This is a genomic window from Pseudomonas syringae group sp. J309-1 (assembly GCF_032582135.1).
In the GTDB taxonomy this organism is placed as follows: domain Bacteria; phylum Pseudomonadota; class Gammaproteobacteria; order Pseudomonadales; family Pseudomonadaceae; genus Aquipseudomonas; species Aquipseudomonas quasicaspiana.
On the sequence record NZ_JAWHNU010000010.1, the window covers coordinates 1 to 24,297 of the forward strand.

Below are 24,297 nucleotides of genomic sequence, written 5' to 3' on the forward strand. Positions count from 1 at the left end.
TTGGTGAGGCGTCGGGCACAGCATGCGCACTATCGACGGGCTACCAAACCGTCCAACATTGCGCCCAATGTGCTGGCACGACGCTTTAACCCTGAACATCCCAACACGTTCTGGGCGGGAGACATTACCTATATCCGTGTCGGTGGTAGTTGGCTGTACCTGGCAATTGTGATGGATCTTTTCTCGCGCAGGATCGTTGGCTGGGCGTTTTCAAGGACGGCCGATACCGAGCTTTCATTGCAGGCTTTACGACTTGCGGTGGGGCTGCGCCGACCTTCTTCCGAGCTGGTGTTTCACTCGGATCAGGGATGCCAATACACCGCTGACCGCTTCGTTAGCTATCTGGCCGAGAAGCAAATCGTGCAGAGCATGAGTCGGCGCGGAAACTTTTGGGACAATGCGGTTGTGGAACGCTACTTCCGATCACAGAAACACGATTGGTCACCTGAGAACGGTTACTCGAATCACTTCGAGGCAGAACGAGACGTGATGGATTTTATTGCTCACTACAACCATCGACGTTGCCACTCTGCCTCGAATAACCTGCCGCCAGCTGTTTTCGAAAAACTGGCGGCCTAACACTCCTACGGAACGGTCCAAAAAAACTGGACCATTACAAGCTCACTCCTACAGGGAGAGCGTTTCAAATCTCAGGCGATGCTGTAACCCTCAAACGCCTTGCCCTGCTGCAGCGCAGTCACAACATTCTTGCGATTGACCGGCAACTCGTTGCCTTCGTTATCGGTGAATGTTTCGTCCTGCAGGGTGGCTTCGTCGCCTTCGCCTACAAAAGTGAAACCGAGGAACTCGAAGGCTTCACGGTCGACATTCAGGCTGGAGCGCGGAGTACGCAAAGGCAGGCTGACGCTTTGGCCGTCCTTGCTGATGGTGTAGACCTCGGCTTCTTTCTTGGCGCGGGCAGCTTTGCTTTTGCCTGTGCTTGGGTTGCTGATCGCCTGATGAGTCTGGTTCAGCACTTTGAGGGCCAGGCTGTAGACCAGCTCCTGAAAGGCAGGATCGTCTTTGTAGCTGGACAGGATCCGGCTGATCGGGAACTGCGTGCTCAAATCGGCCAGTGCCAGGCTGTCGGCTGCTTCGGCGTCCTTGAGACGCTTGAGTTCGCCCATCAGTTCGTAGGCCTTGTCATCGTCATAACTGTCCTGCGCAGCACGGATCGCGGCGCGCAGCTGACGAATCTCGTCGCTTTCCTTGGCGGTCTGGAACGCATCAAGCACCATCTCGCTGATGGTCTTGGCCTGAGGTGCGTGCTGTGAAAGACCGATAGAGTTTTCGTACTCGAGCTTGGCGGAGGTCACGGATTCATTTGTCTGGGAATCAAGCATTGAATTTCACTATTTCAGGTTTGAGGCGCGAAAAGTCACTGGCCTTTCGGGGCGCATAATCTAGTGGACGCGGACGACGTTGTCACGGACCAATCCCGCAGCCCTCTATTTCAAGCCTTACGGGCGCTTGATAGCAAAACGGTACAATCCCGTACTTGTTTTTTGTCTTGTGTCTGTTGATCATCTCGCCCTTGAACCACTGACAAACAGAGAAAGCGGCACATGAGCACAGGTTTGACCGAAGACGATATGCGCAGAGCGCTGGGCCTGGATGTGCCTTCACCGGCAGCACCCGCGCCTGTGGAGCCTGAGCTCAAGCCCGAGCCGACTCCGACGCCAGCGCCTGCTCCCGTTGCCAAGGCTCCACCACCGGCACCGCGCCCGAAAGCCAAGCGTCTGTCACCGGCGCTGCTGGTGACATTGCGGGTGACCAAAGAGTTTGAAGGCGAAGAAACACTGTTCGTCCACGAAGCCAAAACCCTGAGCACCTTCGACGCTGAACAGGAAGCCCGCAAGGCGGCTGCGAAAGAGAAGTACAAGTATTTTGAAGTGGTGTCGATCAAGCGGGTTGAGTGACCAAACGCCCTGACACCGCGTTGCCGATTTGCAAGCGCTGACCCTGTGGGAGATTCGCGAAGAGGCCGGTACATCCGAGACCTGTCTGTCGGTCGACCTGACGCCTTCGCGAATAAATTCGCTCCCACAGTAAATTGGTTTCAGTTCGATATGCTCGGTTGCTACAGCACACCCACCGCACTCAACCCGTGATACCCACGATCAAAATAGACCAGCGCCGCAGCATCCTGCTGTCGACTCAGCGCCAGTACCTCGCAGAACAGAATGTCATGCGTACCCACGCTGACAGTCTGGCTGACCCGGCAATCAAACGAGGCCGCGGCACCTTCCAGCACCGGCGAGCCGGTCACCCAGGTTTCCCATTGCGCGGCGGCGAAACGCTCAACCATGGGTGTCTTGCCGCCAAACAAACTGGACAGATCACGCTGTTCACAGGTCAGGGTGTTGACGCATAGCGTCGCATTGGCGGTCAGCGCTGCGTGCACCGACGCCGAACGATTCAGACAGACCAGCAAGGTCGGCGGCGTATCGGTAACGCTGCACACCGCGGTCGCTGTGAATCCGCAACGACCGTGCGGGCCGTCGGTGGTGATTACGTTGACCGCCGCGGCCAGTCCGGCCATGGCATTGCGGTAATCCTGTTGCGGGATCGGCAGCAACGTCTGGGCGACAGCAAGAAGTTCGGATGCTTGCATGGGGTTTCTCCGTTCAGGCCTGGCTGGTCAGATAATCGAGAAGTACACGATTGAAAGGCTCGACGTCGCTGACGCTGGACGCGTGGCCGCCATATTCGAGCAGAGCCAGTTCACCGTTTGAAAGCTTGCTCGCGAGATGTTGCGAGCGCTGCCACGGCACCAGCATGTCATCGCGGTTGGCGAGCAGCAGGGTCGGCGTGGTGATCTTGTGCAACTGATCTTCGACATCGAACGCCTGCAATGCGGCAATCCGGCGCAGCAGGTTGTTGGTCTCGGGAAAGTGCGCCAGCGCATGGGCTTCATCTTCGGCCAGTTGCGCGCTGTGTTCGGCGATCCAGTCGGCAGGATAAAGAAACAGTGCCTGGGCCTGGACGTAAGCCGCCGGACCGCTGTCGCGCAATAGATTCTTGCGCACCGCGAAGCAGCGTTCGCTGTGCGGGTTCGGGCTGCTCCAGGCGTTGATCAGCACCATGCTTTGCAACAGTTGCGGGCGCTGCAAAGCCAGTTCGAGTCCGACCAGTCCACCCAGCGCATGGCCGATGAAGTGACAGTGCTGTACGTCAATGCTGTCGAGCAGTGCGAGTAACTCGGCGGCCATGGTCGCAATCGAATAATCCTCGGCAAGGGTCGCCGGGCTGCGGCCAGTTCCAGCCTGATCGTAAACCACCACCCGATAGCGTTCGGTCAACACTGGCAGTTGCGGTGCCCAGAACCGGGCCGAGCCGCCCAGGCCTGAACTCAATACCAGGGTCGGCGCATCGGCGGCCTGGTTGCCGAGGATTTCGTAGTGCATGCAAGACTCCATTACAGGCGCTCAAGCGCCTGCTTGTTTAAAGGGGGGGATTCTCACCGCGCGCTGCCGCTATCAAGCGCTGGACCGGTAGGAGCTGACGAGCGCCGCGGGGCTGCGATGGCGGTGTATCAGACAGACCGCCATCGCAGCCTCGCGGTGCTCGTCAGCTCCTACGGGTTCAACCTTGTTACGGATCCAGCGACAGGCGTCCTGTGAAATCAGCCGATGTGGGCGATGCTGGCGATTTCGATCAGTGCTTCGGGTTTTACCAGACCGCACTGGATGCAGTAGCGCGCAGGTTTTTCCCCGGCGAAGTATTCGGCGTAGACCTCATTCACCTTCGCGTAGTCGGCCCAGTCCTTGATCATGATCATGTTGAACGTAACGTCGTCCATGGTGCCGCCTGCGGTTTCAATCACGCTCTTGATGGTCTCTAGCACATGGCGGGTCTGAGCGGTCGCGTCGCCCACATGCACGACGTTGTTGTCTTTGTCGAAGGGCAGGGTGCCGGATACATACAGCACGCCGTCAGCCATTGAACCCGGCACAAACGGGGCGATAGGCTTGGTGGTGCCGGCTGGGATGATCGCTTTCTTGGTCATGGGCTTTCCTCAGAGAGTGGAAGTTTTGGGAGTGAACGTGCTGCAGAAATCTTCAACGCTGGAAACCCAGCCGAAAAACGTTTCGATGTTGAACAGGGCCGCCTGCTGCGCGAACGCCGGACCCGCCTGATGCGTGGCGTCGGCCAGCACCACGCCGAAATACTCGAGGAAGAAGCCATCGCGCAGGGTCGACTCAACACATACGTTGGTGGCGATACCCGTGAACACCAGGTTACGAATGCCACGGCTGCGCAGCACGCTGTCGAAGTTGGTATTGAAGAAGCCGCTGTAGCGGGTTTTCGGCAATACGATGTCGCCCGGCTGTGGCTTCAGTTCGTCCACCAACTCATAGTCCCAGCCGCCTTTGGCCAGTAGTTGGCCTTGCAGCTCGGGGCGTTTGCGCATGGTTTTCAGGGCATTGGATTTATGCCAGTTGGGCGAACCCGGGCCGCCGGCTTCGACGTAATCCGGGTCCCAGCCGTTCTGGAAGAAAATCACCGGCATGCTTGCGGCGCGCGCTGCGACCACTGCCTTCTGAATGCTGGCGATCACCGGCCCGGTGCTGCTCACATCAAAACCCGCGAGGTCCAGATAGCCGCCCGGCGTCGAATAGGCGTTCTGCATATCGATCACGATCAAGGCCGTCTCGCAGGCTTTCATGCTCAGCGGTTCCGGGCTTGCAGGAAGTTGCCGAGCAGCTTCTGCGGACTGCGGTGGTGCATAGCCTGATACAGGGGCAGTTGCATTCATCAGGCAGATTCCTTGAGCAGATTGATGTGTTGGCGACTGGTCATCAGCGGTTGAATCTTCTGCCCGAAATCTTCCACGCCTTTAACGAAGTCATCGAAGGTCAGCATCACGCCCTGGGTGCCAGGTACGCTGGCCACTTCATCGAGCATGCGTGCCACCGACGCCCATGAACCCACCAGCGTGCCCATATTGATATTCACGGCGGAAGTTGGATCGGCCATCTGCCGCATGTTCGAGCCGGGGCTCTTGTCGGCTGAGCCTTTTTCGCTGAGCCAGGCGATAGCTTCCTCGTCAGCCCCGGCCTTGATGTGCTCCCAGCGGGCGCGGGCGGCTTCATCGGTATCGTCGGCGATGATCATGAACAGCGGGCAGGAAGTGACGTTGCGGCCGGTTTTTTCGTTGGCCTCGATCAGCTTGGCAGCGGTTGGCGCGTAAGCCATCGGGGTGTTCACACCCTTGCCGAAGCAGAAGTTGTAGTCGGCGTATTGCGAAGAAAACGCCATGCCCGCTTCGCTTTGGCCTGCGCAGATGATTTTCATGTCAGCTTGAGGTTTAGGGCTGACGCGGCAGTCGTTCATGGTGAAGTACTTGCCTTTGAGATCGCTGTGCCCGGTGCTCCACAGGTCTCGTAACACTTGGGCGTATTCGGCCAGGTATTCATAGCGGGTCGAGAAGAACTCATCTCCCGGCCACATGCCCATCTGTTCGTATTCCGGTTTTTGCCAGCCTGTTACCAGGTTCACCCCGAAGCGGCCGCCGGAAATCGAGTCGATGGTCGAGGCCATACGCGCCACGATGGCCGGGGGAATAGTCAGGGTCGCAACGGTGGCGAACAGGTGGATGCGGCTGGTGACAGCGGCGAGTCCCGCCATCAGCGTGAAGGACTCCATGTTGTGTTCCCAGAACTCGGTCTTGCCACCGAACCCGCGCAATTTGATCATCGACAGGGCAAATTCGAAGCCGTAATGCTCGGCCTTCTGCACGATTGTCTTGTTCAATTCGAAAGTCGGCATGTACTGCGGCGCGTTGCTGGAAATCAGCCAGCCGTTGTTACCGATAGGGATGAAGATTCCAATATCCATGTGAAGGCCTCTTGCATGCGGTGGCAATGAACGGTGCGCCCGGCGAAGTCCGGCAGCACGCTACACAGGACGTTTTGCATGAAGCAGGCCAGCTTTTGATTGTTGTTTTAAAACAAAGAGTTGATTGAATAATGGTATGGGTTTCAGACCATTTGGTCTGGATTAGAGCACTTGGTTTGTGCGCGGTGCACGCAGACGGGGCAGGAATACCGAAGTCCGGTTTTAGTAGGAGCTGCCGAAGGCTGCGAAGCATTCATCCAGATATGCCGCGATCGCAGCCTTCGGCAGCTCCTACAGGTCCAGTGTTGGTTGCACGACAGCGAGGTGCCATGGACATTGCGTGCTTCGGTTTGTGGTCTATCCCCCATCCACCAAGGTAAAGTGCCCCGGTATTCAATGTTGATGCGGTCGTAAATGTGAACAACGAACCTCCAGTGGCGCCTCCCAAATCCGTCAAACGCAGCCGTGTGGTGAAACCCAAGGCGCCTGCGCTCAAGGCTAAAGCCAAGCCTGTGGTTAAAGGCAAGGGCACGCGCGAGGCCAGTGCGTCGACGGTCAAGCGGCGGATGCGTTTGATAGAAGGCAAGCGTGCGGCGATTCTGGACGCTGCGCTGGAAATCTTCTCGCGCTTCGGCCTGCATGGCACCAGCCTGGATCAGGTGGCGAGCATGGCCGATGTGTCCAAGACCAATCTGCTTTATTACTTCGCCAGCAAAGAGGAGCTCTACACCAGTGTGCTGCGCCAGTTGCTGGATGTATGGTTGAAACCGTTGCGCGGCTTCAGTGCAGAGCAGGATCCGGTCGAGGCAATCAGCGAATACATCCGGGTCAAGCTGGAATTGTCCCGTGACCATCCCGCCGAGTCGCGGCTGTTCTGTCTGGAGATCATTCAGGGTGCGCCGTTGATGCTGGCTGAACTGGAGCAGCCACTGCGCGATATCGTTGAGGCCAAGGTCTCGGTGATTCAGGGCTGGATAGAGGCGGGCAAACTGGCACCGGTTGAACCGCATCACCTGATCTTCTCGCTGTGGGCCACCACCCAGCACTATGCGGACTTCGCCAGCCAGATCAACGCGGTGACCGGCAAGACGCTTGATGATCCGGTGTTCTTTGCGCAGACGCTGGAGAATCTCCGGGCGCTGATTCTCAATGGGATTTGCCCGCGTTAAATCCTGATTAAAAAAATCGCAGGGTTATTCTGGCTCAATGCTCCTGGCCAAGCCTTTCGCCCATGCCGTGGCCATTTTTTCTCCCACCGGCTCGAATTCCGGATGGGTCTTGCGGTACTCCGAAAGCTCGGCCATCGCCCGGCTCATGCCAGTGCTTACTCTGCCAAGCAGTTCGGCGCAGCGGGCTTCGGTCAAGCTGCACGACGTGCGCCCGAACTGGACCAGCATCTTGCGTTTTGGCCAGGCTTTTGAACCGCCCAGCAACAGACCCATGATGTCGTTTCCTGCATATACCGTGGTGGTCACAAGGTCGTAAGCTGGCGCGAGCCAGATGTCTGCGTCCTCGGCACAGTTTTCATAGAGCAACCCGAAATTTTTCAAATGCCCGTCACCATTCTGGATACCGGCAGAAAGCGCGACCATCATGAAGAAGTCCTCCAGTGCTTTAGTAACACGGGACGGCGTGACATAAGACTGGATCAGCCTGGCGCACCCTTGATAGCTGCCGTCATACTTCTTGACTGTCCCCCAGCCTGACAGCACGCACATGTCTTCAAATCCGAGGTAGCCGCTGTCAGCGACGTCGAAGCGTTTCACGACCAGTAATCTTCCTTGGCGGCCAAGCTGGATTTCAGGTACTTGAAGACCGGAATGGAATGCTGCCCGCATGCAGAAAAACTCATTGGCGGCCAGTTGGGGGAATTCCGGGTCGTGGAATGTTTTAACGATGTGCGTGGCACCCCGATGGGTAATTCGTCCAGTTTCGCCTTCCTTCTCGTCAGCTTCGCGGATCAGTACTTTTGGCTGAACGCCTGAAACCCCTGAGTAGGCGGCGTAAGTTTTCATGAGGCTATCGAACAAGTCTTCCGCCCCGTCGTAGATCAACAGTTCGGAAAGATTGATCTCGGGAAGCGGCTCGTCGCTGGCGGCATGGGCGATGCTGATGCGCCCGAGCTGATGTGGGCCGACGATGCCCAGCAATGCGAAGTCGTCAAAGCCGCGCACCGACTTGCTGAAGCGCCGCGTGAGTTCATTTTTGAGATGCCCCTCGGGTAGGTGCATCTCGAATAGCGGATGGATTCCGTACTCCCAGTTGTAGCTCTCCAGGCGCACTGGCATGGTCAAGGACACGGCGTCCTTTTCGGTCAGTGGCTGGTTATAGGAGAAAATCGAGTCGCGATTGTTTTTTCCACCACGCCCCAGAGTTCCGGCAGCGACTCCCCCTGCGCCGATGTGCAGCCTTTCACTTGCTGAGCTATTCATGGACGTTTCCCGCTTTCAGTTCATCAAGGGTCTTGCGTCGACGTTTGGGGGTCGCAGTCAATTCATAGCCCAAGCCTTCAAGGACTGCCGCAACCTTGCGAATGCCGACCTCGGGGATAGTGTTGTTCTCAATGCCGGAAATGGTCGCTCGACTCATGCCATGCCGGTCTGCGAGTTGGCTTTGCGAAAGGCCAGCGCTCTTGCGCAGATTTCTGATCAATGTAGCTAATTCATTCACTTAAAATTGCATCCTATACGGTGCATAAATAATTTATAGCGTGATTCGCATCGTATTTGATGCAAAAAGATTTTGATAGCTGTTCTTCACTGCGTGATCAGGTTCCGATTTGCGATCGACATGATCTGCGATCAATCGACTTCAGCCCGTTCAACCCTTGATCCGTCTTCAGCCCCCATGCCCGCTTTTCGTGCTCGTCCCGCCCAAACCAAGTGCTCTGCTTCGGACCATTTGATCTGTTTTTATCTGCTTAAAACGCTAAACACCTGAAAGTTATAGCTATTCAAAGACTGGCACAGTTACTGCTTTTCTCTCCTGCATATCAGGGCCGGGTAACCGGTGCGTGTTCAATGCTGTGTCGAGAGAGGTGTTACTCGTATGACCCTGCAATCCGTCCCCATCATCGATCTTGCACCGTTCTTTTCCGGCCACCCCGAGGGCAAGGCTGCTGTGGCTCGTCAGGTCAATCAGGCTTGTCGGGACATTGGTTTTCTGGTCATCACACACCATCAGATTTCACCTGAACTGCTTGAGCGCGTGTCTCGACTGACCCGTGAGTTTTTTGATCTGCCCCTTGAGCAAAAGCGCAAAGTCGATCGGCCGAGCCCGGAGATGGTGCGCGGTTACAGCGCAATCGCCGAGGAAAGCCTGTCTTATTCGCTGGAAGAAAGTGCACCCGGCGATCTCAAGGAATCGTTTTCCATTGGCCCCACCCACGTGCCTGGTGATGACTACTACCACAATGCCGTCGCCGGTTCGCACTTCGCGCCCAATGTCTGGCCTGCAGAACATCTGTTGCCTGGTTTTCAGGAAGCTTATTGCGAGTACTTCGCCGCAATGAGTGAGCTCGCTGCGGCAATGATGCGTATTTTCGCACTGGCGCTGGAGCTGGATGAGCACTATTTCGACAGCACCATTGACCGCCACATCAGTATGTTTCGCAGCCTGAGTTATCCGGACATCAAGGGCGAGGTTGAAGCCGGACAAATGCGCGCCAGTGCGCACACCGATTACGGCAGCATGACCATCGTTCGTCCGGACAGCGCACTTGGCGGCTTGCAGGTGCGTAATCAGCGAGGCGAGTGGGTCGATGTGCCCTATGTCGAGGACAGTTTCGTGGTCAATATCGGCGACTTGATGATGCTGTGGACCAACGATCGCTGGATTTCTACCTTGCATCGAGTGGTCAATCCCCCCCAGGACAGCGTTTCAGACAACCGGCGCCAGTCGCTGGTGTTTTTTCATCAGCCTAATTACGACGCAGTGATCGAGTGCCTGCCGGGTTGCCTGGCTGAAGGCGAAACCCCACTGCACGCCGCTGTTACGTCGGGCGATCATCTGCTGTCGAAGTTCGTCAAGCAGACCACTTTCGGCGGCAGCAAGGTGGCCTGATGAACACACTTTCTTATGTGAATGTGTTTGCCAAAGACATTGTCGCCCTGAGCTGCTTCTACGCCGACCTGTTCGACTTCAAGGAAGTGGAGGCGATTCGCTCGCCGATCTTTCGTGGTCTCGATACCGGCAAATCGTGCATTGGCTTCAATGCTCCTGAAGCCTACGAGCTATTGGGTCTTGGCGATTACTGTTCGGCCAGCGGTGTGAAGTTTTTACTGAACATTGATGTCACCGGGCAGGCCGATGTAGATCGGCTGGTGCCCTTGGCGCTGGCCAAGGGCGCAACCCTGATCAAGGCGCCTTATCTGACTTACTACAACTGGTACCAGGCGGTGCTACTCGACCCTGAGCAGAACGTGTTCCGTATCAACTTCATGCTCTGACCCTCCCAACCCTGTCCCTTCAGCCATTCATCAGGATGATCAACAATGCTCAACAGATTTCTTAAGCGAACCTTGGGTGCTGCAATATTGCTGGGTCTGGCACACGGCGCATCGGCAGAGGGCTTGACCCTGGAGAAGCCGGCGAAGATCGCCATGGTCTATATCAGCCCACGCAATGATGGTGGCTGGACTCAGGCGTTCGATGAGTCGCGGGTCAAGCTGGAGAAAGAGCTGGGTACCAAAATCCAGTACGTGGAAAGCGTGCCGGAAAACGCCGCTGCAATTACGCCCGTGGTTGATCGACTGATTGCCCGGGGAGCGAACGTCATCATCGGCACCGCGTTTGGCTACTCCGATACTTTCCTCGATCTGGCGAAGAAATACCCGAAGATCGCTTTCCTCAACGGCTCCGGCACGACCAATGCGCCAAATCTGGAATCCTTCTACGGCCGTACTTACGAAAGTCAGTACCTGTGCGGCATGGCGGCGGGCGCAGCCTCGAAGACTGGCAAGCTGGGCTTTGTCGCCGCTAACCCGTTCGGTCAGGTCAACTGGACCGTCAACGCCTTTGCATTGGGCGCGCAGCAGATCAACCCGAATGCCACGGTCAACGTGATTTACACCGGCGCCTGGAATGACCCTGTCAAAGAGCGCGCGGCTGCCATGGCTCTGATCGATAACGGTGCCGACGTGATCGGCCAGCACGTGGACAGCCCAACACCGCAAATCGTCGCCCAGGAGCGCGGCGTGCTGGGCACCGGCCACCACCGTGACTTGAGTGAGTTCGCCCCCAAGGCCACCGTTTGTTCTTCGGCCTGGGTCTGGGATCGCTTTCTGGCTCCTGAGCTGAAGAAAATTATTGCTGGTAACTGGGTGCCCGATCCAAAAGGCGCGCTGCTGTCCATGGAGCAAGGCGGCACAGACATTACGCTGACAGCGGGCGAGCATATTTCTGCCGAGAACAAGCAAAAGATCGAGGCCGCTCGCGAGGAGTTGATGAAAGGGCAGAAGATCATTTACAGCGGCCCGATGAGTGATCGCGATGGCAAGGAGCGAATCGCGGCGGGCAAAAGCATGCCTGATGCCGACTTGTGGAAGATGGACTGGTTCGTCAAAGGCGTGGCTTCTCAGCAATGAGTCAGGCGAACGCGATCCAGCTCACCGGCATCAGTAAATCCTTCGACGGTTTCAAGGCTTTGACTGACGCGCACTTCACCGGCAAATGGGGTGAAGTGCATGCGCTGCTTGGCGAAAACGGCGCGGGCAAATCATCGCTGATGAACATTGCCGCCGGTTTGTATGCGCCGGAGAGCGGGTCGCTGTTGATAGATGACAACCCGGTGCGGCTCAGCGGCCCCAAGGACGCGAGCCGTTACCACATCGGTATGGTCCACCAGCATTTCAAGCTGGTGCGACCTTTCACTGTTGCCCAGAACATTCTGCTCGGCCTGCCCGATGCCGTGGGGCAGGGCACCTACAGCAAACGTCTGCAAGCACTCGAAAAGCAGATCAGCGCCAAGGCTCAGGAGCTGGGCTTTGCCATTGATCCGCGTCAGACCATCGAAAACCTTTCGATTGCCGAGCAGCAACGGGTGGAGATTCTCAAAGTGCTGTTGGCCGGTGCGCGGATCCTGATTCTCGACGAGCCCACCGCTGTGCTGACCGATCAGGAAGCCGAGCGCTTGCTGGCGACCGTGCAGTCCTTTGCACGGCAGGGCGCGGCGGTGATTCTAGTGACGCACAAAATGTCCGACGTCAAACGCTACGCCGACCGGGTGACGGTGATGCGCGGTGGTCGAACCGTGGAAACCCTTGATCCGCAAAGCGTATCGGTCGAGCAACTGGTGCGCTTGACGGTGGGTGAATCGCAGACCCTTGCCGAGCATCCCCAAGCCCCGGCGGGCGAGGCAAAACTGGTGGTGCGCAATCTGCGCTCTGTAGCGGGTCAGGGACCGTTGGCTGGCGTCGATATGACCCTGCATGCCGGGCAAATTTATGGCATCGCCGGGGTGGGTGGTAACGGCCAGAGTGAGTTGGCCAACGCCTTGATGGGCCTGCCTCAAGCGGTAGAGGGCGAAATGCTGCTGCAGGGTTTTGGCGATTTGTGCGGCGCATCCGCCGAGCAACGTCGGGACTTGCGCATCGCTTCGATTCCCGCCGACCGCTACGGCGCAGCGTTGGCAGGCTCGCTGTCGGTGGCCGAGAACTTTGCTATCGGGCAGATCCACAGCGGTCGTTACGGCTCGTTTTTTCGCCTGCGCAGCAAGCGTATGGATGAAGATGCCACCGCCGCTATAAGCGCTTTCGACGTGCAGGGTGTTCGCTCCCTGCAGCAGAAAGCCGCGCTGCTGTCCGGTGGTAATGCGCAAAAACTGGTAATCGCCCGGGAGTTCAGCCGCGACCCGCAACTGGTGCTGGTACACAGTCCCAGTCGAGGGCTGGATGCCAAGGCGACCGCTGCGGTGCACGGTCGTTTGCGGGCCGCCCGGGATGCCGGAGCGGCGGTGTTGGTGATCAGTGAAGACCTCGATGAGGTGCTGATGCTGGCCGACCGTATCGGGGTCATGAACAGCGGCCGGATCGTCGCAGAATTCGAACGCCCGGCGGATCGCCAGGCGATAGGCAAGGCCATGGTGAGTCATGACTGACGTGACACTGCAATCCTCGACTCAAAAGCCTGCACGACGTCAGCCACTGCTTTCGCGCCGCTATGCGCTGGAAATTCGTCAACAGTTGGCCTGGTACTGGCAAGCGTTGGTGATTGCCCTGGCATTGGTGGTTGGCCTGGCCATCTCGGCGGCAATTCTGGTGGGCGCGGGTGTTCCGGCAGAAGAACTGCTCAATGAGTTTGTCGTGCTGACCGTGCTGGACCCGCAGAATTTCAAAGCGGTGTTGTTTCAGGCCGCGCCGATGATCCTGGTGGGGCTGGCCGGGTGCATGGCGTTTCGTGCGCGGTTCTGGAACCTGGGCCTCGAAGGTCAGATGATCTGGGGCGGCATTGGCGCTACTGCGATTTCGTTGTTCGAAGTCGGCCCGCCGTCGATTCGGCTACCGTTGATGCTGGCGGCGGCAATGATCTGCGGCGTGCTCTGGACCCTCGCGCCCGTGCTGCTCAAGCTGCGTCTCAAGGTCAACGAAATCATCTCGACCCTGATGCTCAACTACATCGCCGCCAATTTCCTTCTGCATCTGCTTTACGGCAACTGGAAAGATCCTCGTGACAACTTTCCATACTCCCCGGCATTCCGAAGCTTTGAGCGCTTGCCTGATCTGCTCGATGGCTACAACGCGGCGATTGTGCTGGCAATCATCGTCACTGTTTTCGCGCTGTGGTTTATCGGTATTTCCCGGGCGGGCCTTTACCTGCGTTTCGTTGATGCCAATCCGCGCGTCGCTGATGCCGTCGGCGTGCCGGTGCGCAAAATGATCATCGGCACGGTGCTGCTTTCCGGGGCACTGGCCGGGATTGCCGGATTTATCGTCACCGCCGGGCAGGAAGGCCGCCTGACTCAGTCGTTCTATCAGGGCTATGGGTTCTCCGGAATTCTGATTGCCTTCCTGGCGCGCAATAACCCTGTGGCGGCGACCATCGTCGCTTTATTGGTCGCGCTGCTATTCGTGGCCGGACGCAGTTTGCAGGTGTTCTACCAGATCCCGTTTTCCATGGTGCAGTTGATCCAGGCCATTCTGGTGATCTGTGTGGCCTCGTCAGACTTTTTCATTCGTCATCGCATGCGACTGATTCAAACGGGAGAGCAGTGATGGACATGATTGCCAACTGGCTGGGCAATTCCCCTGACTTTGCTGTGCCATTCGCACTGGCGGCCTTGGGCCTGATTCTGACCGAGCGTGCCGGGGTTCTAGCGCTGGGGGCCGAAGGCTTGATGCTGGTTGGCGCACTGGCGGCGATCGGCGCCCAACTAAGCTTCAGCACGCCGATGATCTCGCTGATCATGGCCATGCTCGCTGCCAGTGTGGTGTCGCTGTTGTTCGCGCTGATGGTGTTGGTGATGCGTATCAACCAGGTCATCGCCGGGCTTGCACTGGTGTTTTTCTGTCAGGGACTGACCGGATTGCTGGGCACCTTGCTTGAATGGACCAACCAACCTGTAACCGGGCTGGCCGCAGTGGCACTTTGGCCACTTTCCGGGTTGCCGCTTATCGGAAAGATTTTTGTACAAAACCCACTGGTTTACCTGACACCGCTTATTTTTCTGGGTGTCGTCTGGTTTCTTTATCGCAGTAATGCCGGTCTGCGCTTGCGAGCCGTTGGTGAAAATCCTCAGGCGGCGGACGCGGCAGGTATCTCTGTTTTGGGTTATCGACTGGCTGCAATTCTGGCGGGCGCAGCGTTGATCGGCCTGGCAGGCGGCTATATTTCGGTGCTCAGCACCAAGATGTGGATCGCCGCCATGACCGGCGGACGTGGCTGGATTGCGGTGTCGCTGGTGATTTTTGCCCGCTGGTCGCCTTGGCGCGCCCTTGCCGGTGCCATTCTTTTCGGCTGCATCGAGGCGCTGATCCCACAGTTGGCGTCCACCGGCATTCGCCTGCCGCAATACTTCGTGCTGATGACGCCTTATGCCGTCACGCTGATGGTCATGATCTGGGTGGCAATGGATAAAAACGCAAAGGCAGCGGGTTCAGGCAATCAGCCGGGAGCGTTGGGCGAAGCGTTCATTCGTGAGGAGCGACGCTGAGGCGGGCAGGGTGCGGCATCACAGGCAGTTGCCGGGCAGGGGACTGCCAACGTAGGATGCGCAACCGCCTGGCGTTTTGTGAAGGAGCTCACTTTTACGTCCGGACTCCGAACCATACGAGTACACATACGTGACAGCCATCCAATTGACTGATGCTGAAGTCGCAGCGATCGCCGAGGTCGAAGCGACTTCCAATATTCTGCGCCTGATGACGCGACTGACGTCGCTGCGTTTTGCGGCCATTGCCCGGGTCACCGATCAGCGCTGGATTGCCTGCGCTGTCCACGATGAAATTCAGTTTGGCGTCACCCCTGGCGATGAGCTGGACGTCGAAGCGACCATCTGCAAGGAAATTCGTCAGCATCACGCCGCCGTGGTGATTTCAAAAGTTAGTGAGGACCCGCGCTTCGTGAACCATCCTGTGCCCAAACAGTATGGTTTCGAAAGCTATGTGTCGTTGCCGATCATCCTGGCTGACGGGGCATTTTTCGGCACACTGTGTGCCCTTGATCCGTTGCCTGCCAGGCTGGATGATCCGGATTTGATTCAGACGCTGGAAATCTTCGCCCGCTTGATCGGCGTGACGCTCGACCTGCAGACGCGAGTTGCTGCGGCAGCGTAGAAATATTTCGTAATCAATACCCGTAAACCCGTCTATCCCCGCTATACCCCCCGCAAAACACGATCTTGTGCCGGTAGCACCTGCTAACCGGCCGTCTGTCATTTGAAGCTTATTTTCTCCAGTGCTGAAACGTTTATGATGGCGTGATGTCATTTTGATGTCGCGCAAATGGATGCGCATCCAAGAGAGCAGGGCCGCCCTCATCAACCTCATCATTCCCGGACGGTTCTATGCTCACAGCGATTAACACAACACTGGCGAATATCAGTGTCAAAGCAAAACTTTCACTAGGCTTCGCTCTGGTGCTGATCCTCACGTGTTTAATCGCCTTTACCGGCTGGTCCGGTCTACAGTCGTTGACCGAGCGTGGCAACAAGGTGGCATCTATCGCCACGCTCAATGAGCAGGCGCGCGACCTGCGCATCGCCCGACTGAGCTACATGCTCAACCCGGATGCCGAACGTGCCGCTGCGGTCACCAGTTACATCACCAAGCTGGAAAACCAGACCCGCGAGATGAAAACCTTTTTTGTCACCGGTGCCAGCCTTGGCCTGATTGGCGAAGTCAGTGACTCTGTGACGGTTTACAAAACCCATTTCAACGATTTCGTTCAGGCAACCCAAAGTCGTGAAGCGGCGCGCGGCTCGATCAGCGCTCAGGTTGATACGATGATCTCTGAGCTGGAAAAAATTCAGGATCAGGCGGGTGAGGCGGACCCTCAGGCCCGGGCCATGACCGCGCAGAATCGCCTCATTCAACAGGCACGCTCTCACGCCCAGACTTACACCTACAGCACCAAGCCTGAATACCTGCAACCAGCACTCGCCGCTGTGGATGCCGCACGGAACAACCTGAAAAACCTCAATCAGGCTTCACCTCAAGCCATTCAAGGCATTGATCAGGCGTTGGTCGCCTTTCGGGCTGCGATCGGGCAGTTCAGCGAAAGCGTGACCAAGGCCCAGCAGGCGCAGATTGCCTTGACGGACGACGTGACCCGCTTGCTGGAAGCCAGCAAGAAAATGACTGCCAACCAGATCGTGCTGCGCACCAACGACGTGAATGACGCCAATATGTTTCTGGCAGGCGCAACCATCGCCGCGTTGTTGTTCGGTATTCTGGCTGCCTGGGTTATCACTCGTCTGATCGTCGGCCCGCTGATGGAAACCCTGCGCAACGCCGAGTTCGTCGCCAGCGGTGACCTCAGCCACAACATGGCGGTGACTCGCAAAGACGAGCTGGGCCAGTTGCAAACCAGCATGCAGCGCATGACTGTGGGGCTGCGTGATCTGATTGGCGGTATCAGTGATGGCGTAGTGCAGATCGCCAGTGCTGCCGAGCAACTGTCGGCGGTGACTGAGCAAACCAGCGCGGGCGTTAATAGCCAGAAGGTGGAAACCGATCAGGTCGCCACGGCCATGAACGAAATGACCGCTACGGTGCAGGAAGTCGCCCGCAACGCCGAAGAAGCTTCCGAAGCCGCCATCAACGCCAGCCGCGAAGCGAAGCAGGGCGATGAAGTGGTGACCCAGGCCATGCAACAGATTGGTCGACTGGCTGAAGAAGTGAGCCACTCCACCGTCGCCATGAACGATCTGAAAAGCGAAAGCGACAAGATCGGTAGCGTGCTGGACGTGATCAAGTCGGTGGCGCAGCAAACCAACCTGCTGGCTCTCAACGCTGCCATTGAAGCGGCACGTGCCGGTGAAGCCGGTCGTGGTTTTGCGGTGGTAGCCGACGAAGTCCGCAGCCTGGCGCAACGTACCCAAACCTCCACCGAAGAGATCGAAGGCCTGATCACCGGGTTGCACACTGGTACTCAGCGTGTTGCGACGATTCTGGAAAACAGCCGCTCGCTGACCGACAGCAGCGTAGAGCTGACTCAACGTGCCGCTACCTCTCTGGTGAGCATCACACGTTCGGTTTCATCCATCGAGCTGATGAATCAGCAGATCGCCGCAGCAGCCGAACAGCAAACGGCCGTGGCCGACGAAATCAACCGCAGCGTGCTCAATGTCCGGGATATTTCCGAGCAGACCTCCGCCGCCAGTGAAGAGACCGCAGCGTCCAGCGTTGAGCTGGCGCGGTTGGGTGTGCACCTGCAAAGCATGGTGGGCAAGTTCAAGCTTTGATGGGCCACTCGCGGTGTCCAAGGCACCGCGAACTGACTTGTAGGAATACACCAATGTCCCTGACACCACGCTGTCGCGCAGCGACCGGAGACCTGTAGGAGCGCGCTTGGTCTGGGCCGCATCCGGACGATTGCGTCAGCACAGGCAATATATTTATCGAATGAAAGACCGAATCGTCCGGATGCGGCCCAGACCAAGCGCGCTCCTACAGAAAGTTGCTCTTGAATTCATCGGGTTGTGCGTTGTTGGATAAGAGATGCCGAAGGCTCCGATGACGTTGGCACCGTCGTCAATCGAACTATCCCCAAACGCTACGGGTCGGTAATACAACGCCATTGTCTGGCGAAGTCACCTGCCCGGAGCACTACCATGAAGCCTTATGTTATCTGCCACATGATGTCCTCCCTGGACGGCCACGCGCTGACTGATGGCTGGGAGCGGCCTTTCAAGAATGCCGCTGGCGATCTCTATGAGGAGCTGGCAAAGACGTTCAATTTCGATGCCTGGATCTGCGGCCGCGTGACCATGCAGGAAATCTCTCACGGCGACGATTACCCTCGTGGGCTGGCCAAATCCCCGGTGCCACGTACCCATCATTTCGCTGACCGCAATGCAGAAACTTACGCCATCTCCATCGATCCACACGGCAAAGTAGCCTGGAAGAGCAACCAGGCGCTGGGCTCCCATGTGGTCGAAGTGGTCTGCGAGTCCGTGGAAGACGATTACCTTGCGTATCTGCAATCCATCAATGTGTCCTACATTTTTGGCGGCAAGACTGACATCGACCTGAAAAAAGTCGTCGACATTCTCGCCAGCGAACTGGGTCGCAAGCGTCTGATTGTCGAAGGTGGACCCCATGTCAGCGGTTCGTTCCTGAATGCCGGGCTGGTGGACGAAGTCAGCGTTTTGCTGCTGCCTTTGATCGACGGCAGAGGCGAGCATCCAGCCTCCTTTGAGGTATCGACCGAGGCCTGGAAGCAGCCGGCTTATCTGAAACTGGTGTCGGCCGAGGTTCAGGACGAGGGCGGGGTCTGGTTGCGGTACAAGACGCAGGCTTAAAGTGGCTCTGCCTCGCAGCCACACCGATCCTGTAACACTGATCGGTGTGGCGCGAAACCTTGCTCGCGATTCGAACTGGAATGCTTTCCGCTGTAGGAGCGCGCTTGCCCGCGATTGCGTCTGGTCAGGCGATATAACTTTCGCTGACGTACCGGATCGTCCGGATGCGGCCCAGACCGCGCTCCTACAGAACCCGGTTTGCTGAGCGACAGTGCAGTGTCAGCTTTGCCTGAGGACTCCGTACAGATTTTGCATTGCCAATCAGAGGCGCTTATGCCTCCCTGAATCCACTTCACAAAACCAGACAAAAGTTGTCCACGAAAAGTGGGGGTATGTCTGTGGATAACATTGCCAAAGCCATATGGGCTGCGGTTTTTGGCCAATGATCACGAAATGAACAGCCACAAAAATACTGATTTTCCCTTGATTTTCAGTTGCTTTGCGGTGCAGCGCGCTAAATCGGGCCGTTCAAAGCGTCCCGATTCAGTGGATATCCTCGAATGGCAGGCCCACATAATTTTCCGCAATGCTGCGGCGGCCAGCTTCGGAGCCAACGAAGTAATCCAGCTCGGTTTGTTGCAGGCGCTGGCTGAATGAGTCGTTCTCGGGAAAGCGATGCAGCATCGAGGTCATCCACCAGGAAAACCGCTCAGCTTTCCACACCCGACGCAGACAAATTTCCGAATAACGTTGCAACAGATCGGTGCGGCCCTCGCGATACACCTTGAGCAGGATGCGATACAGCGTATTGACGTCGCTGGCCGCCAGGTTCAGACCCTTGGCCCCGGTGGGCGGTACGATATGCGCGGCGTCACCCAGCAAAAACATTCGGCCATACTGCATCGGTTCGACCACGAAGCTACGCAGCGGGGCGATGCTCTTTTCAATTGATGGGCCAGTGACCAGGCGATTGGCGATATCCGCGGGCAGTCGGTGCCTGAGTTCATCCCAGAACCGCTCATCCGGCCAATCCTCGATCTTCTCCCCTGCGTCCACCTGGACGTAATACCGGGTACGTGTGGGCGAGCGCATGCTGCACAGGGCAAAACCGCGTTCGTGGCGAGCGTAGATCAGCTCTTCGCTGACGGGCGGGGTGTCCGCCAGTACGCCAAGCCACCCAAACGGATAAACCCGTTCGAATACCTCGACTGCTTCAGCAGGGATCGATTGCCGCGAGACGCCATGAAATCCGTCGCACCCGGCGATGTATTCACAATCCAGACGGGTGCTCTGTCCCTCGTGCTCGAAGGTCAGATAAGGGGCATCGGTTTTCATATCATGAGGCACAACGTTGCTGGCATCGAAGAAACTGACTGCGCCCGCTGCGTCCCGCGCTCTCAGCAGGTCTCGGGTGACCTCAGTCTGGCCGTAGACCGTGACGTGCTTGCCACCGGTCAGGCCATGCAGGTCGATACGTTCGGTGCGCCCGTCGAAAGCCAGCTGGAAACCGTCGTGGGGCAGGCCTTCGCTGTCCAGACGCTCGCTGACGCCAGCCTCGCGCAGGAGGTCGACGGTGCCTTGTTCAAGCACGCCAGCGCGGATTCGGGAGAGGATGTGCTCGGGATTTTTGCGTTCGACGATGACGTTGTCGATACCGGCCTGCTGGAGCAATTGACCGAGTAAAAGGCCGGACGGCCCGCAGCCAATAATGGCGATCTGGGTTTTCATGGCAGAACCTTTTTTATATGTTGTTTTTATCTGTCCTGTATTTTTAGTGGCCGTTATCCAGAGAAGAAGACATTATCCGCTGCATTTTCTGGACTTTTCATAACTCGTCGAGGAGGGCAGACATGCGTGGTCCAGCGGTTGAAGGTGTCCCGGTCTTCAAGCTCTACGGCGAAACCACACTCTGGCCGACTCCCGACCTGTTGCATTGCGAATCGATACCAGAGCGCAGTCAGCTGCACGGTTGGGAAATACAAACCCACTCCCACAGCGATCTCGTGCAGTTGCTTTATGTGCAATCCGGCCAGGCCACCCTGCATGTCGAAGGTGTCACCCGTCAGGTGGAAAGCGCTACGTTGCAGGTGATTCCGGCGTTGAGCGTGCATCGCTTCAGTTTTGCCCCGGACATTCAGGGTTTCATCCTCAGCCTGGCGCAGCCGTTGGCGGAACAATTGAATGCGTCGCTGGCGTCTTTACCGCTGAACGTTGCCCACTGTTATGGCGTGAACAGTGAGGAGCGCATGCAGCTGGATCCGTTGTTTACTGCGATCAGTGAAGAGTACGCGCAGCATAGATCCGGACGGGACTCCATGCTCCATGCGCTGATTACCATACTGTCGATCTGGCTGGATCGGCGCAGCAGCGCACTGTCTTCATCCGTGATGGCTTCCCATGAAAAAGGCCGTGAGCATTTGCAGGCATTTACCCGGTTGGTGGGTGAGCAGTTCCGCCAACACTGGTCAATCGAACACTACGCTGAACAACTGAATATCAGCGCAGCCTGGCTGAACAGTCTGTGTCGACGGCTGACCGAACAGTCAGCTTTGCAGATCATCAATCAACGTCTGCTGCTGGAAGCCAAACGCGATCTGGTTTACACCACCCTGACTATCAATCAGATTTCGGACCGGTTGGGGTTTTCCGAGCCCGCGTACTTTTCCCGATTCTTCAAACGCTGCACGGGCCAGTCGCCCAGGCTGTTTCGGGGGCAGCGATAATAGTCGGCAGTCTTATCAAGCACACTGCAATCATTTGAACTGGAAATGCGTTTTCTGTAGGAGCTGCCGAAGGCTGCTAAGCCTTTATCCTGAGCCAGCGCCATCGCAGCCTTCGGCAGCTCCTACAGGGGCAATGTTGGCCGCACCAATGGACACTCAGGCCGCTCGTTGGTATCACCATTAATGGATTCAAATGTAAGGCGACCACCGAATTGAACATCGATACCCGAATCAAATTCCGTCATCTGGTGTGTTTCCTCGAAGTTGCCCGGCAGGGCAGTCTGGCGCGGGCTTCGGATCAGTTGGCGATCAGCCAGCCAGCGCTTTCCAAAACCCTCAAGGAGCTGGAAACCCTGCTCGAAACCCAGTTGTTTGTGCGCAGTAAAAGCGGCGCAGCGCTGACCGAGGCGGGTGTGGCATTTCTGCGATTCGCCGGGCCCAGTGTGCAGTCGCTGCGCGAAGGGGTGAACAGCCTGCGTTCCGGCGAGCATGAACCGGTGACCGCGCGGCTCGGCGTTTTATCGACGGTGGAAAGCCTGCTGGTCCCGGAAGTGGTGCGTCGGCTGCATGAGCGTCATCCAGCGCTGATCGTCAGTGTCATGACGGGCCCCAGCGCCTATCTGCTCTCGCAGTTGCGGGTCGGTGAACTGGATCTGGTGGTCGGGCGCATGACCGACAGTCCGCAGATTCAGGGCCTGACCTTCGAGCACCTCTACAGCGAATCCATGACCCTCGTCGTCCGGCGCGATCACCCGTTGCTGGAGGGCAAGTTGCGCCGTGAAAGCCTGGAAAATTACCCCATGGTTCTGCCCTTGGCAGGCACAACTATTCGAAAATTTGCCGACAGCCTGTTCGTGCAATGCGGAATCAGCCCGCCACGCCAGCGGCTGGAAACCCTGTCGCTGACCTTGAGCCGCCGTTACGTGCAATGCAGCGACGCGATCTGGATCGCGCCATTCGACGCCGTTCAGCAGGATTTGCACACCGGTGAGCTGCACGAGCTGGAGCTGGGCATTCGCGAGCCCGGTGGCTCGGTAGGTATCTGCAGTAATCCGGCCCTGCCTTTGTCAAGAGCGGCGCAGTGGTGCGTCGATGTTTTGCAGGAAGTGGGCAAGGCGTATGGTCAATCCGAGCATCCATAACCATTTGGTTATGGATGTGTTTGATTTATTCAGTTCAGGTTTGGGGTAAGTCGAGAGAAACTGCGCGACATCAATAAACACTCCTCATTATAAAAACCAGGGAGAACCGCATGTCTGATGCGAGCAGCAGTCGTTTCGTCGTCCGTGACCGAAACTGGCACCCCAAAGCGTTGACCCCCGATTACAAGACCTCGATCCTGCGCTCCCCGCGACAGGCCCTTGTGAGTATTCCGCAATCGGTCTCCGAAGCCACTGGCCCGGACTTTTCCCACCTCAAATTTGGCGAGCACGACAACGACCTGTTGCTGAACTTCAACAACGGTGGTCTGCCGATTGGCGAGCGTATTATTCTGGCCGGGCGGGTGTGCGACCAATACGGCAAGCCGATTCCACACACACTGGTCGAGATCTGGCAGGCCAACGCGGGTGGCCGTTATCGCCACAAACGCGATGCTTATCTGGCGCCCATCGATCCGAACTTCGGCGGCGTGGGTCGGGCTTTGACCGATCGCGATGGCAACTACAGTTTCCGCACGGTAAAACCCGGTCCTTACCCGTGGCGCAACGGTCCCAATGACTGGCGTCCGGCGCATATTCATGTGTCAATCAGCGGTCCGTCGATTGCGACACGCTTGATCACCCAGTTGTATTTCGAAGGCGATCCGCTGATCCCGCTGTGCCCGATCGTCAAGTCGATTGCCAACCCGGATGCGGTGCAAAGTCTGATTGCCCGGCTGGACATGGGTATGGCCAATCCGATGGACAGCCTGGCTTATCGCTTTGATATCGTCCTGCGCGGTCAGCGCGCGACGCACTTCGAAAATCGCTAAGGAGCTAATGACATGCCGGTTCAATTGCTGCCTGAAACTCCTTCACAAACTGCTGGCCCGTACGTGCATATCGGCCTGGCGCTGGAGGCTGCGGGCAATCCGCCCCGGGATCTGGAAATCACTCACGAAATGGTCCTGCCCAATGCGCCGGGTGAACATATCGTGCTGCTGGGTAATGTTTTCGATGGTAACGGCCACCTGATTCGTGACGCCTTTCTGGAATTCTGGCAAGCCGACCACAAAGGTCATTACGACCCGATTTACGACCCGGAAAAACCCTTCAACGGCTTCGGTCGTACTGCCACGGGGGAAGATGGTCAGTGGCTGTTGAACACCATCAAGCCAGGCATCGTGCGTAACGCGGCTGGCGTGCCCATGGCAGCGCACATCAACGTGTCGCTGTTTGCCCGTGGCATCAATATCCATCTGCAGACGCGGCTGTATTTCGACGACGAAGCTGAAGCCAACGCCAAGGATCCGGTGCTGAACCTGATCGAACAACCGATCCGCCGCGAAACCCTGATCGCCAAACGCTGTACGGTCGACGGCAAGCTGGCGTACCGTTTTGACATCCGCGTGCAGGGTGAAGACGAGACGGTGTTTTTCGATTTTTGATCGTCCGTCCAGCCGACGCATGACCTATAGGGGCCAATGATAAGTTACTGAATAGATGCGATTTTTATGTGGGAGCGGTGCTTGCCCGCGATAAGAACACCGCGGTGTATGCTCAAGACCGCGTCGTCCTTATCGCGGGCAAGCACCGCTCCCACATAAACCGCGTCTGCTTCGCGACAGCGCGGTGTCATAGATACCAGGCCGCTCTCGCAGGAAAGGGGCGACCAGAAAGTTGTATTTAGTTTGAT

General features: G+C 57.4%; 25 protein-coding genes. 16 read left to right on the forward strand and 9 right to left on the reverse strand.

What is annotated here, in order from left to right; all coding sequences use genetic code 11:
* Positions 1-579 (forward strand): IS3 family transposase (locus RX972_RS07970; RefSeq protein ID WP_316873886.1); only part of this gene is annotated, 579 nt, incomplete at its 5' end.
* Between the two features lie 71 nt (positions 580-650).
* On the opposite strand, the gene RX972_RS07975 is transcribed toward RX972_RS07970, so the two are convergent.
* Positions 651-1,343: a hypothetical protein gene (locus RX972_RS07975; protein ID WP_122708824.1), complete on the reverse strand. Its 693-nt coding sequence runs from the start codon at positions 1,341-1,343 to the stop codon at positions 651-653.
* A gap of 222 nt (positions 1,344-1,565) precedes the next feature.
* Here RX972_RS07975 and RX972_RS07980 point away from each other — a divergent pair, with 222 nt between their 5' ends.
* Positions 1,566-1,919, forward strand: coding sequence for a hypothetical protein (locus tag RX972_RS07980; RefSeq protein WP_122395292.1), 354 nt, complete (start codon positions 1,566-1,568; stop codon positions 1,917-1,919).
* Positions 1,920-2,080: 161 nt separating this feature from the next.
* On the opposite strand, the gene rutF is transcribed toward RX972_RS07980, so the two are convergent.
* From rutF to rutA, 5 genes are all read right to left on the reverse strand, one after another.
* Entirely contained in the window at positions 2,081-2,614 is a 534-nt protein-coding gene (gene rutF / locus RX972_RS07985; RefSeq protein WP_122708823.1) for an NADH-dependent FMN reductase RutF, read from the reverse strand.
* A gap of 13 nt (positions 2,615-2,627) precedes the next feature.
* The gene (gene rutD / locus RX972_RS07990; protein WP_122708822.1) at positions 2,628-3,407 is read right to left on the reverse strand and encodes a pyrimidine utilization protein D; all 780 of its coding nucleotides are present in this window, start codon (positions 3,405-3,407) and stop codon (positions 2,628-2,630) included.
* A gap of 218 nt (positions 3,408-3,625) precedes the next feature.
* On the reverse strand, positions 3,626-4,009 hold the full coding sequence (gene rutC / locus RX972_RS07995; RefSeq protein ID WP_027898842.1) for a pyrimidine utilization protein C: 384 nt from the start codon (positions 4,007-4,009) through the stop codon (positions 3,626-3,628).
* A gap of 9 nt (positions 4,010-4,018) precedes the next feature.
* Entirely contained in the window at positions 4,019-4,759 is a 741-nt protein-coding gene (gene rutB / locus RX972_RS08000) for a pyrimidine utilization protein B (protein ID WP_264760377.1), read from the reverse strand.
* Positions 4,759-5,841, reverse strand: a complete 1,083-nt coding sequence (rutA, locus tag RX972_RS08005; protein WP_027898844.1) for a pyrimidine utilization protein A — start codon at positions 5,839-5,841, stop codon at positions 4,759-4,761. Before rutA ends, rutB begins: the two co-directional genes overlap by 1 nt.
* 416 nt (positions 5,842-6,257) lie before the next feature.
* Between rutA and rutR the strand changes: the two genes are divergently transcribed.
* On the forward strand, positions 6,258-7,010 hold the full coding sequence (gene rutR, locus RX972_RS08010) for an HTH-type transcriptional regulator RutR (RefSeq protein ID WP_027898845.1): 753 nt from the start codon (positions 6,258-6,260) through the stop codon (positions 7,008-7,010).
* A 24-nt stretch (positions 7,011-7,034) separates the two neighbouring features.
* On the opposite strand, the gene RX972_RS08015 is transcribed toward rutR, so the two are convergent.
* Entirely contained in the window at positions 7,035-8,273 is a 1,239-nt protein-coding gene (locus RX972_RS08015) for a type II toxin-antitoxin system HipA family toxin (protein ID WP_099270770.1), read from the reverse strand.
* Entirely contained in the window at positions 8,266-8,511 is a 246-nt protein-coding gene (locus RX972_RS08020) for a helix-turn-helix transcriptional regulator (protein WP_316873901.1), read from the reverse strand. Before RX972_RS08020 ends, RX972_RS08015 begins: the two co-directional genes overlap by 8 nt.
* A gap of 378 nt (positions 8,512-8,889) precedes the next feature.
* Between RX972_RS08020 and RX972_RS08025 the strand changes: the two genes are divergently transcribed.
* The 9 genes from RX972_RS08025 to RX972_RS08065 all read left to right on the forward strand — a co-directional run bounded on the left by RX972_RS08025 (position 8,890) and on the right by RX972_RS08065 (position 18,799).
* Complete coding sequence (locus RX972_RS08025; protein WP_122395299.1) at positions 8,890-9,903, forward strand: isopenicillin N synthase family dioxygenase; 1,014 nt, start codon at positions 8,890-8,892, stop codon at positions 9,901-9,903.
* Positions 9,903-10,289, forward strand: coding sequence for a glyoxalase (locus RX972_RS08030; RefSeq protein ID WP_316873905.1), 387 nt, complete (start codon positions 9,903-9,905; stop codon positions 10,287-10,289). Before RX972_RS08025 ends, RX972_RS08030 begins: the two co-directional genes overlap by 1 nt.
* Positions 10,290-10,334: 45 nt before the next feature.
* The gene (locus RX972_RS08035; protein WP_316873907.1) at positions 10,335-11,426 is read left to right on the forward strand and encodes a BMP family ABC transporter substrate-binding protein; all 1,092 of its coding nucleotides are present in this window, start codon (positions 10,335-10,337) and stop codon (positions 11,424-11,426) included.
* Complete coding sequence (locus RX972_RS08040) at positions 11,423-12,937, forward strand: ABC transporter ATP-binding protein (protein ID WP_316873909.1); 1,515 nt, start codon at positions 11,423-11,425, stop codon at positions 12,935-12,937. Before RX972_RS08035 ends, RX972_RS08040 begins: the two co-directional genes overlap by 4 nt.
* Entirely contained in the window at positions 12,930-14,051 is a 1,122-nt protein-coding gene (locus RX972_RS08045; protein ID WP_122395302.1) for an ABC transporter permease, read from the forward strand. Before RX972_RS08040 ends, RX972_RS08045 begins: the two co-directional genes overlap by 8 nt.
* Positions 14,051-14,989 (forward strand): ABC transporter permease, encoded by a 939-nt coding sequence (locus tag RX972_RS08050; protein ID WP_316873914.1) that lies wholly within the window; start codon positions 14,051-14,053, stop codon positions 14,987-14,989. Before RX972_RS08045 ends, RX972_RS08050 begins: the two co-directional genes overlap by 1 nt.
* A gap of 130 nt (positions 14,990-15,119) precedes the next feature.
* Positions 15,120-15,611 carry a GAF domain-containing protein gene (locus RX972_RS08055; protein ID WP_231667092.1) on the forward strand — a complete coding sequence of 164 codons (492 nt, stop codon included), beginning with the start codon at positions 15,120-15,122 and terminating at the stop codon, positions 15,609-15,611.
* Positions 15,612-15,841: 230 nt separating this feature from the next.
* Entirely contained in the window at positions 15,842-17,740 is a 1,899-nt protein-coding gene (locus RX972_RS08060) for a methyl-accepting chemotaxis protein (RefSeq protein ID WP_122395303.1), read from the forward strand.
* Between the two features lie 369 nt (positions 17,741-18,109).
* Positions 18,110-18,799: a dihydrofolate reductase family protein gene (locus RX972_RS08065; protein ID WP_316873919.1), complete on the forward strand. Its 690-nt coding sequence runs from the start codon at positions 18,110-18,112 to the stop codon at positions 18,797-18,799.
* Positions 18,800-19,282: 483 nt separating this feature from the next.
* Here RX972_RS08065 and pobA read toward each other — a convergent pair whose 3' ends face one another.
* Complete coding sequence (pobA, locus tag RX972_RS08070; protein ID WP_316873921.1) at positions 19,283-20,467, reverse strand: 4-hydroxybenzoate 3-monooxygenase; 1,185 nt, start codon at positions 20,465-20,467, stop codon at positions 19,283-19,285.
* Positions 20,468-20,589: 122 nt separating this feature from the next.
* Between pobA and RX972_RS08075 the strand changes: the two genes are divergently transcribed.
* The 4 genes from RX972_RS08075 to pcaG all read left to right on the forward strand — a co-directional run bounded on the left by RX972_RS08075 (position 20,590) and on the right by pcaG (position 24,049).
* The gene (locus RX972_RS08075) at positions 20,590-21,462 is read left to right on the forward strand and encodes a helix-turn-helix domain-containing protein (protein ID WP_316873923.1); all 873 of its coding nucleotides are present in this window, start codon (positions 20,590-20,592) and stop codon (positions 21,460-21,462) included.
* A 212-nt stretch (positions 21,463-21,674) separates the two neighbouring features.
* Positions 21,675-22,604 (forward strand): pca operon transcription factor PcaQ, encoded by a 930-nt coding sequence (gene pcaQ / locus RX972_RS08080; RefSeq protein WP_316873925.1) that lies wholly within the window; start codon positions 21,675-21,677, stop codon positions 22,602-22,604.
* Positions 22,605-22,714: 110 nt separating this feature from the next.
* On the forward strand, positions 22,715-23,434 hold the full coding sequence (gene pcaH, locus RX972_RS08085; protein ID WP_027898127.1) for a protocatechuate 3,4-dioxygenase subunit beta: 720 nt from the start codon (positions 22,715-22,717) through the stop codon (positions 23,432-23,434).
* 12 nt (positions 23,435-23,446) lie between these two features.
* Complete coding sequence (gene pcaG / locus RX972_RS08090) at positions 23,447-24,049, forward strand: protocatechuate 3,4-dioxygenase subunit alpha (protein WP_316873929.1); 603 nt, start codon at positions 23,447-23,449, stop codon at positions 24,047-24,049.
* Positions 24,050-24,297 lie beyond the last annotated feature (248 nt).

What these genes read in the sequence shown, in the direction of transcription:
- RX972_RS07975 (WP_122708824.1), bottom strand. Translation starts at nt 1,343, where the DNA reads ATGCTTGATTCCCAGACAAATGAATCCGTGACCTCCGCCAAGCTCGAG.
- RX972_RS07980 (WP_122395292.1), top strand. Translation starts at nt 1,566, where the DNA reads ATGAGCACAGGTTTGACCGAAGACGATATGCGCAGAGCGCTGGGCCTG.
- rutF (WP_122708823.1), bottom strand. Translation starts at nt 2,614, where the DNA reads ATGCAAGCATCCGAACTTCTTGCTGTCGCCCAGACGTTGCTGCCGATC.
- rutD (WP_122708822.1), bottom strand. Translation starts at nt 3,407, where the DNA reads ATGCACTACGAAATCCTCGGCAACCAGGCCGCCGATGCGCCGACCCTG.
- rutC (WP_027898842.1), bottom strand. Translation starts at nt 4,009, where the DNA reads ATGACCAAGAAAGCGATCATCCCAGCCGGCACCACCAAGCCTATCGCC.
- rutB (WP_264760377.1), bottom strand. Translation starts at nt 4,759, where the DNA reads ATGAATGCAACTGCCCCTGTATCAGGCTATGCACCACCGCAGTCCGCA.
- rutA (WP_027898844.1), bottom strand. Translation starts at nt 5,841, where the DNA reads ATGGATATTGGAATCTTCATCCCTATCGGTAACAACGGCTGGCTGATT.
- RX972_RS08015 (WP_099270770.1), bottom strand. Translation starts at nt 8,273, where the DNA reads ATGAATAGCTCAGCAAGTGAAAGGCTGCACATCGGCGCAGGGGGAGTC.
- RX972_RS08025 (WP_122395299.1), top strand. Translation starts at nt 8,890, where the DNA reads ATGACCCTGCAATCCGTCCCCATCATCGATCTTGCACCGTTCTTTTCC.
- RX972_RS08030 (WP_316873905.1), top strand. Translation starts at nt 9,903, where the DNA reads ATGAACACACTTTCTTATGTGAATGTGTTTGCCAAAGACATTGTCGCC.
- RX972_RS08035 (WP_316873907.1), top strand. Translation starts at nt 10,335, where the DNA reads ATGCTCAACAGATTTCTTAAGCGAACCTTGGGTGCTGCAATATTGCTG.
- RX972_RS08040 (WP_316873909.1), top strand. Translation starts at nt 11,423, where the DNA reads ATGAGTCAGGCGAACGCGATCCAGCTCACCGGCATCAGTAAATCCTTC.
- RX972_RS08045 (WP_122395302.1), top strand. Translation starts at nt 12,930, where the DNA reads ATGACTGACGTGACACTGCAATCCTCGACTCAAAAGCCTGCACGACGT.
- RX972_RS08050 (WP_316873914.1), top strand. Translation starts at nt 14,051, where the DNA reads ATGGACATGATTGCCAACTGGCTGGGCAATTCCCCTGACTTTGCTGTG.
- RX972_RS08060 (WP_122395303.1), top strand. Translation starts at nt 15,842, where the DNA reads ATGCTCACAGCGATTAACACAACACTGGCGAATATCAGTGTCAAAGCA.
- RX972_RS08065 (WP_316873919.1), top strand. Translation starts at nt 18,110, where the DNA reads ATGAAGCCTTATGTTATCTGCCACATGATGTCCTCCCTGGACGGCCAC.
- pobA (WP_316873921.1), bottom strand. Translation starts at nt 20,467, where the DNA reads ATGAAAACCCAGATCGCCATTATTGGCTGCGGGCCGTCCGGCCTTTTA.
- RX972_RS08075 (WP_316873923.1), top strand. Translation starts at nt 20,590, where the DNA reads ATGCGTGGTCCAGCGGTTGAAGGTGTCCCGGTCTTCAAGCTCTACGGC.
- pcaH (WP_027898127.1), top strand. Translation starts at nt 22,715, where the DNA reads ATGTCTGATGCGAGCAGCAGTCGTTTCGTCGTCCGTGACCGAAACTGG.
- pcaG (WP_316873929.1), top strand. Translation starts at nt 23,447, where the DNA reads ATGCCGGTTCAATTGCTGCCTGAAACTCCTTCACAAACTGCTGGCCCG.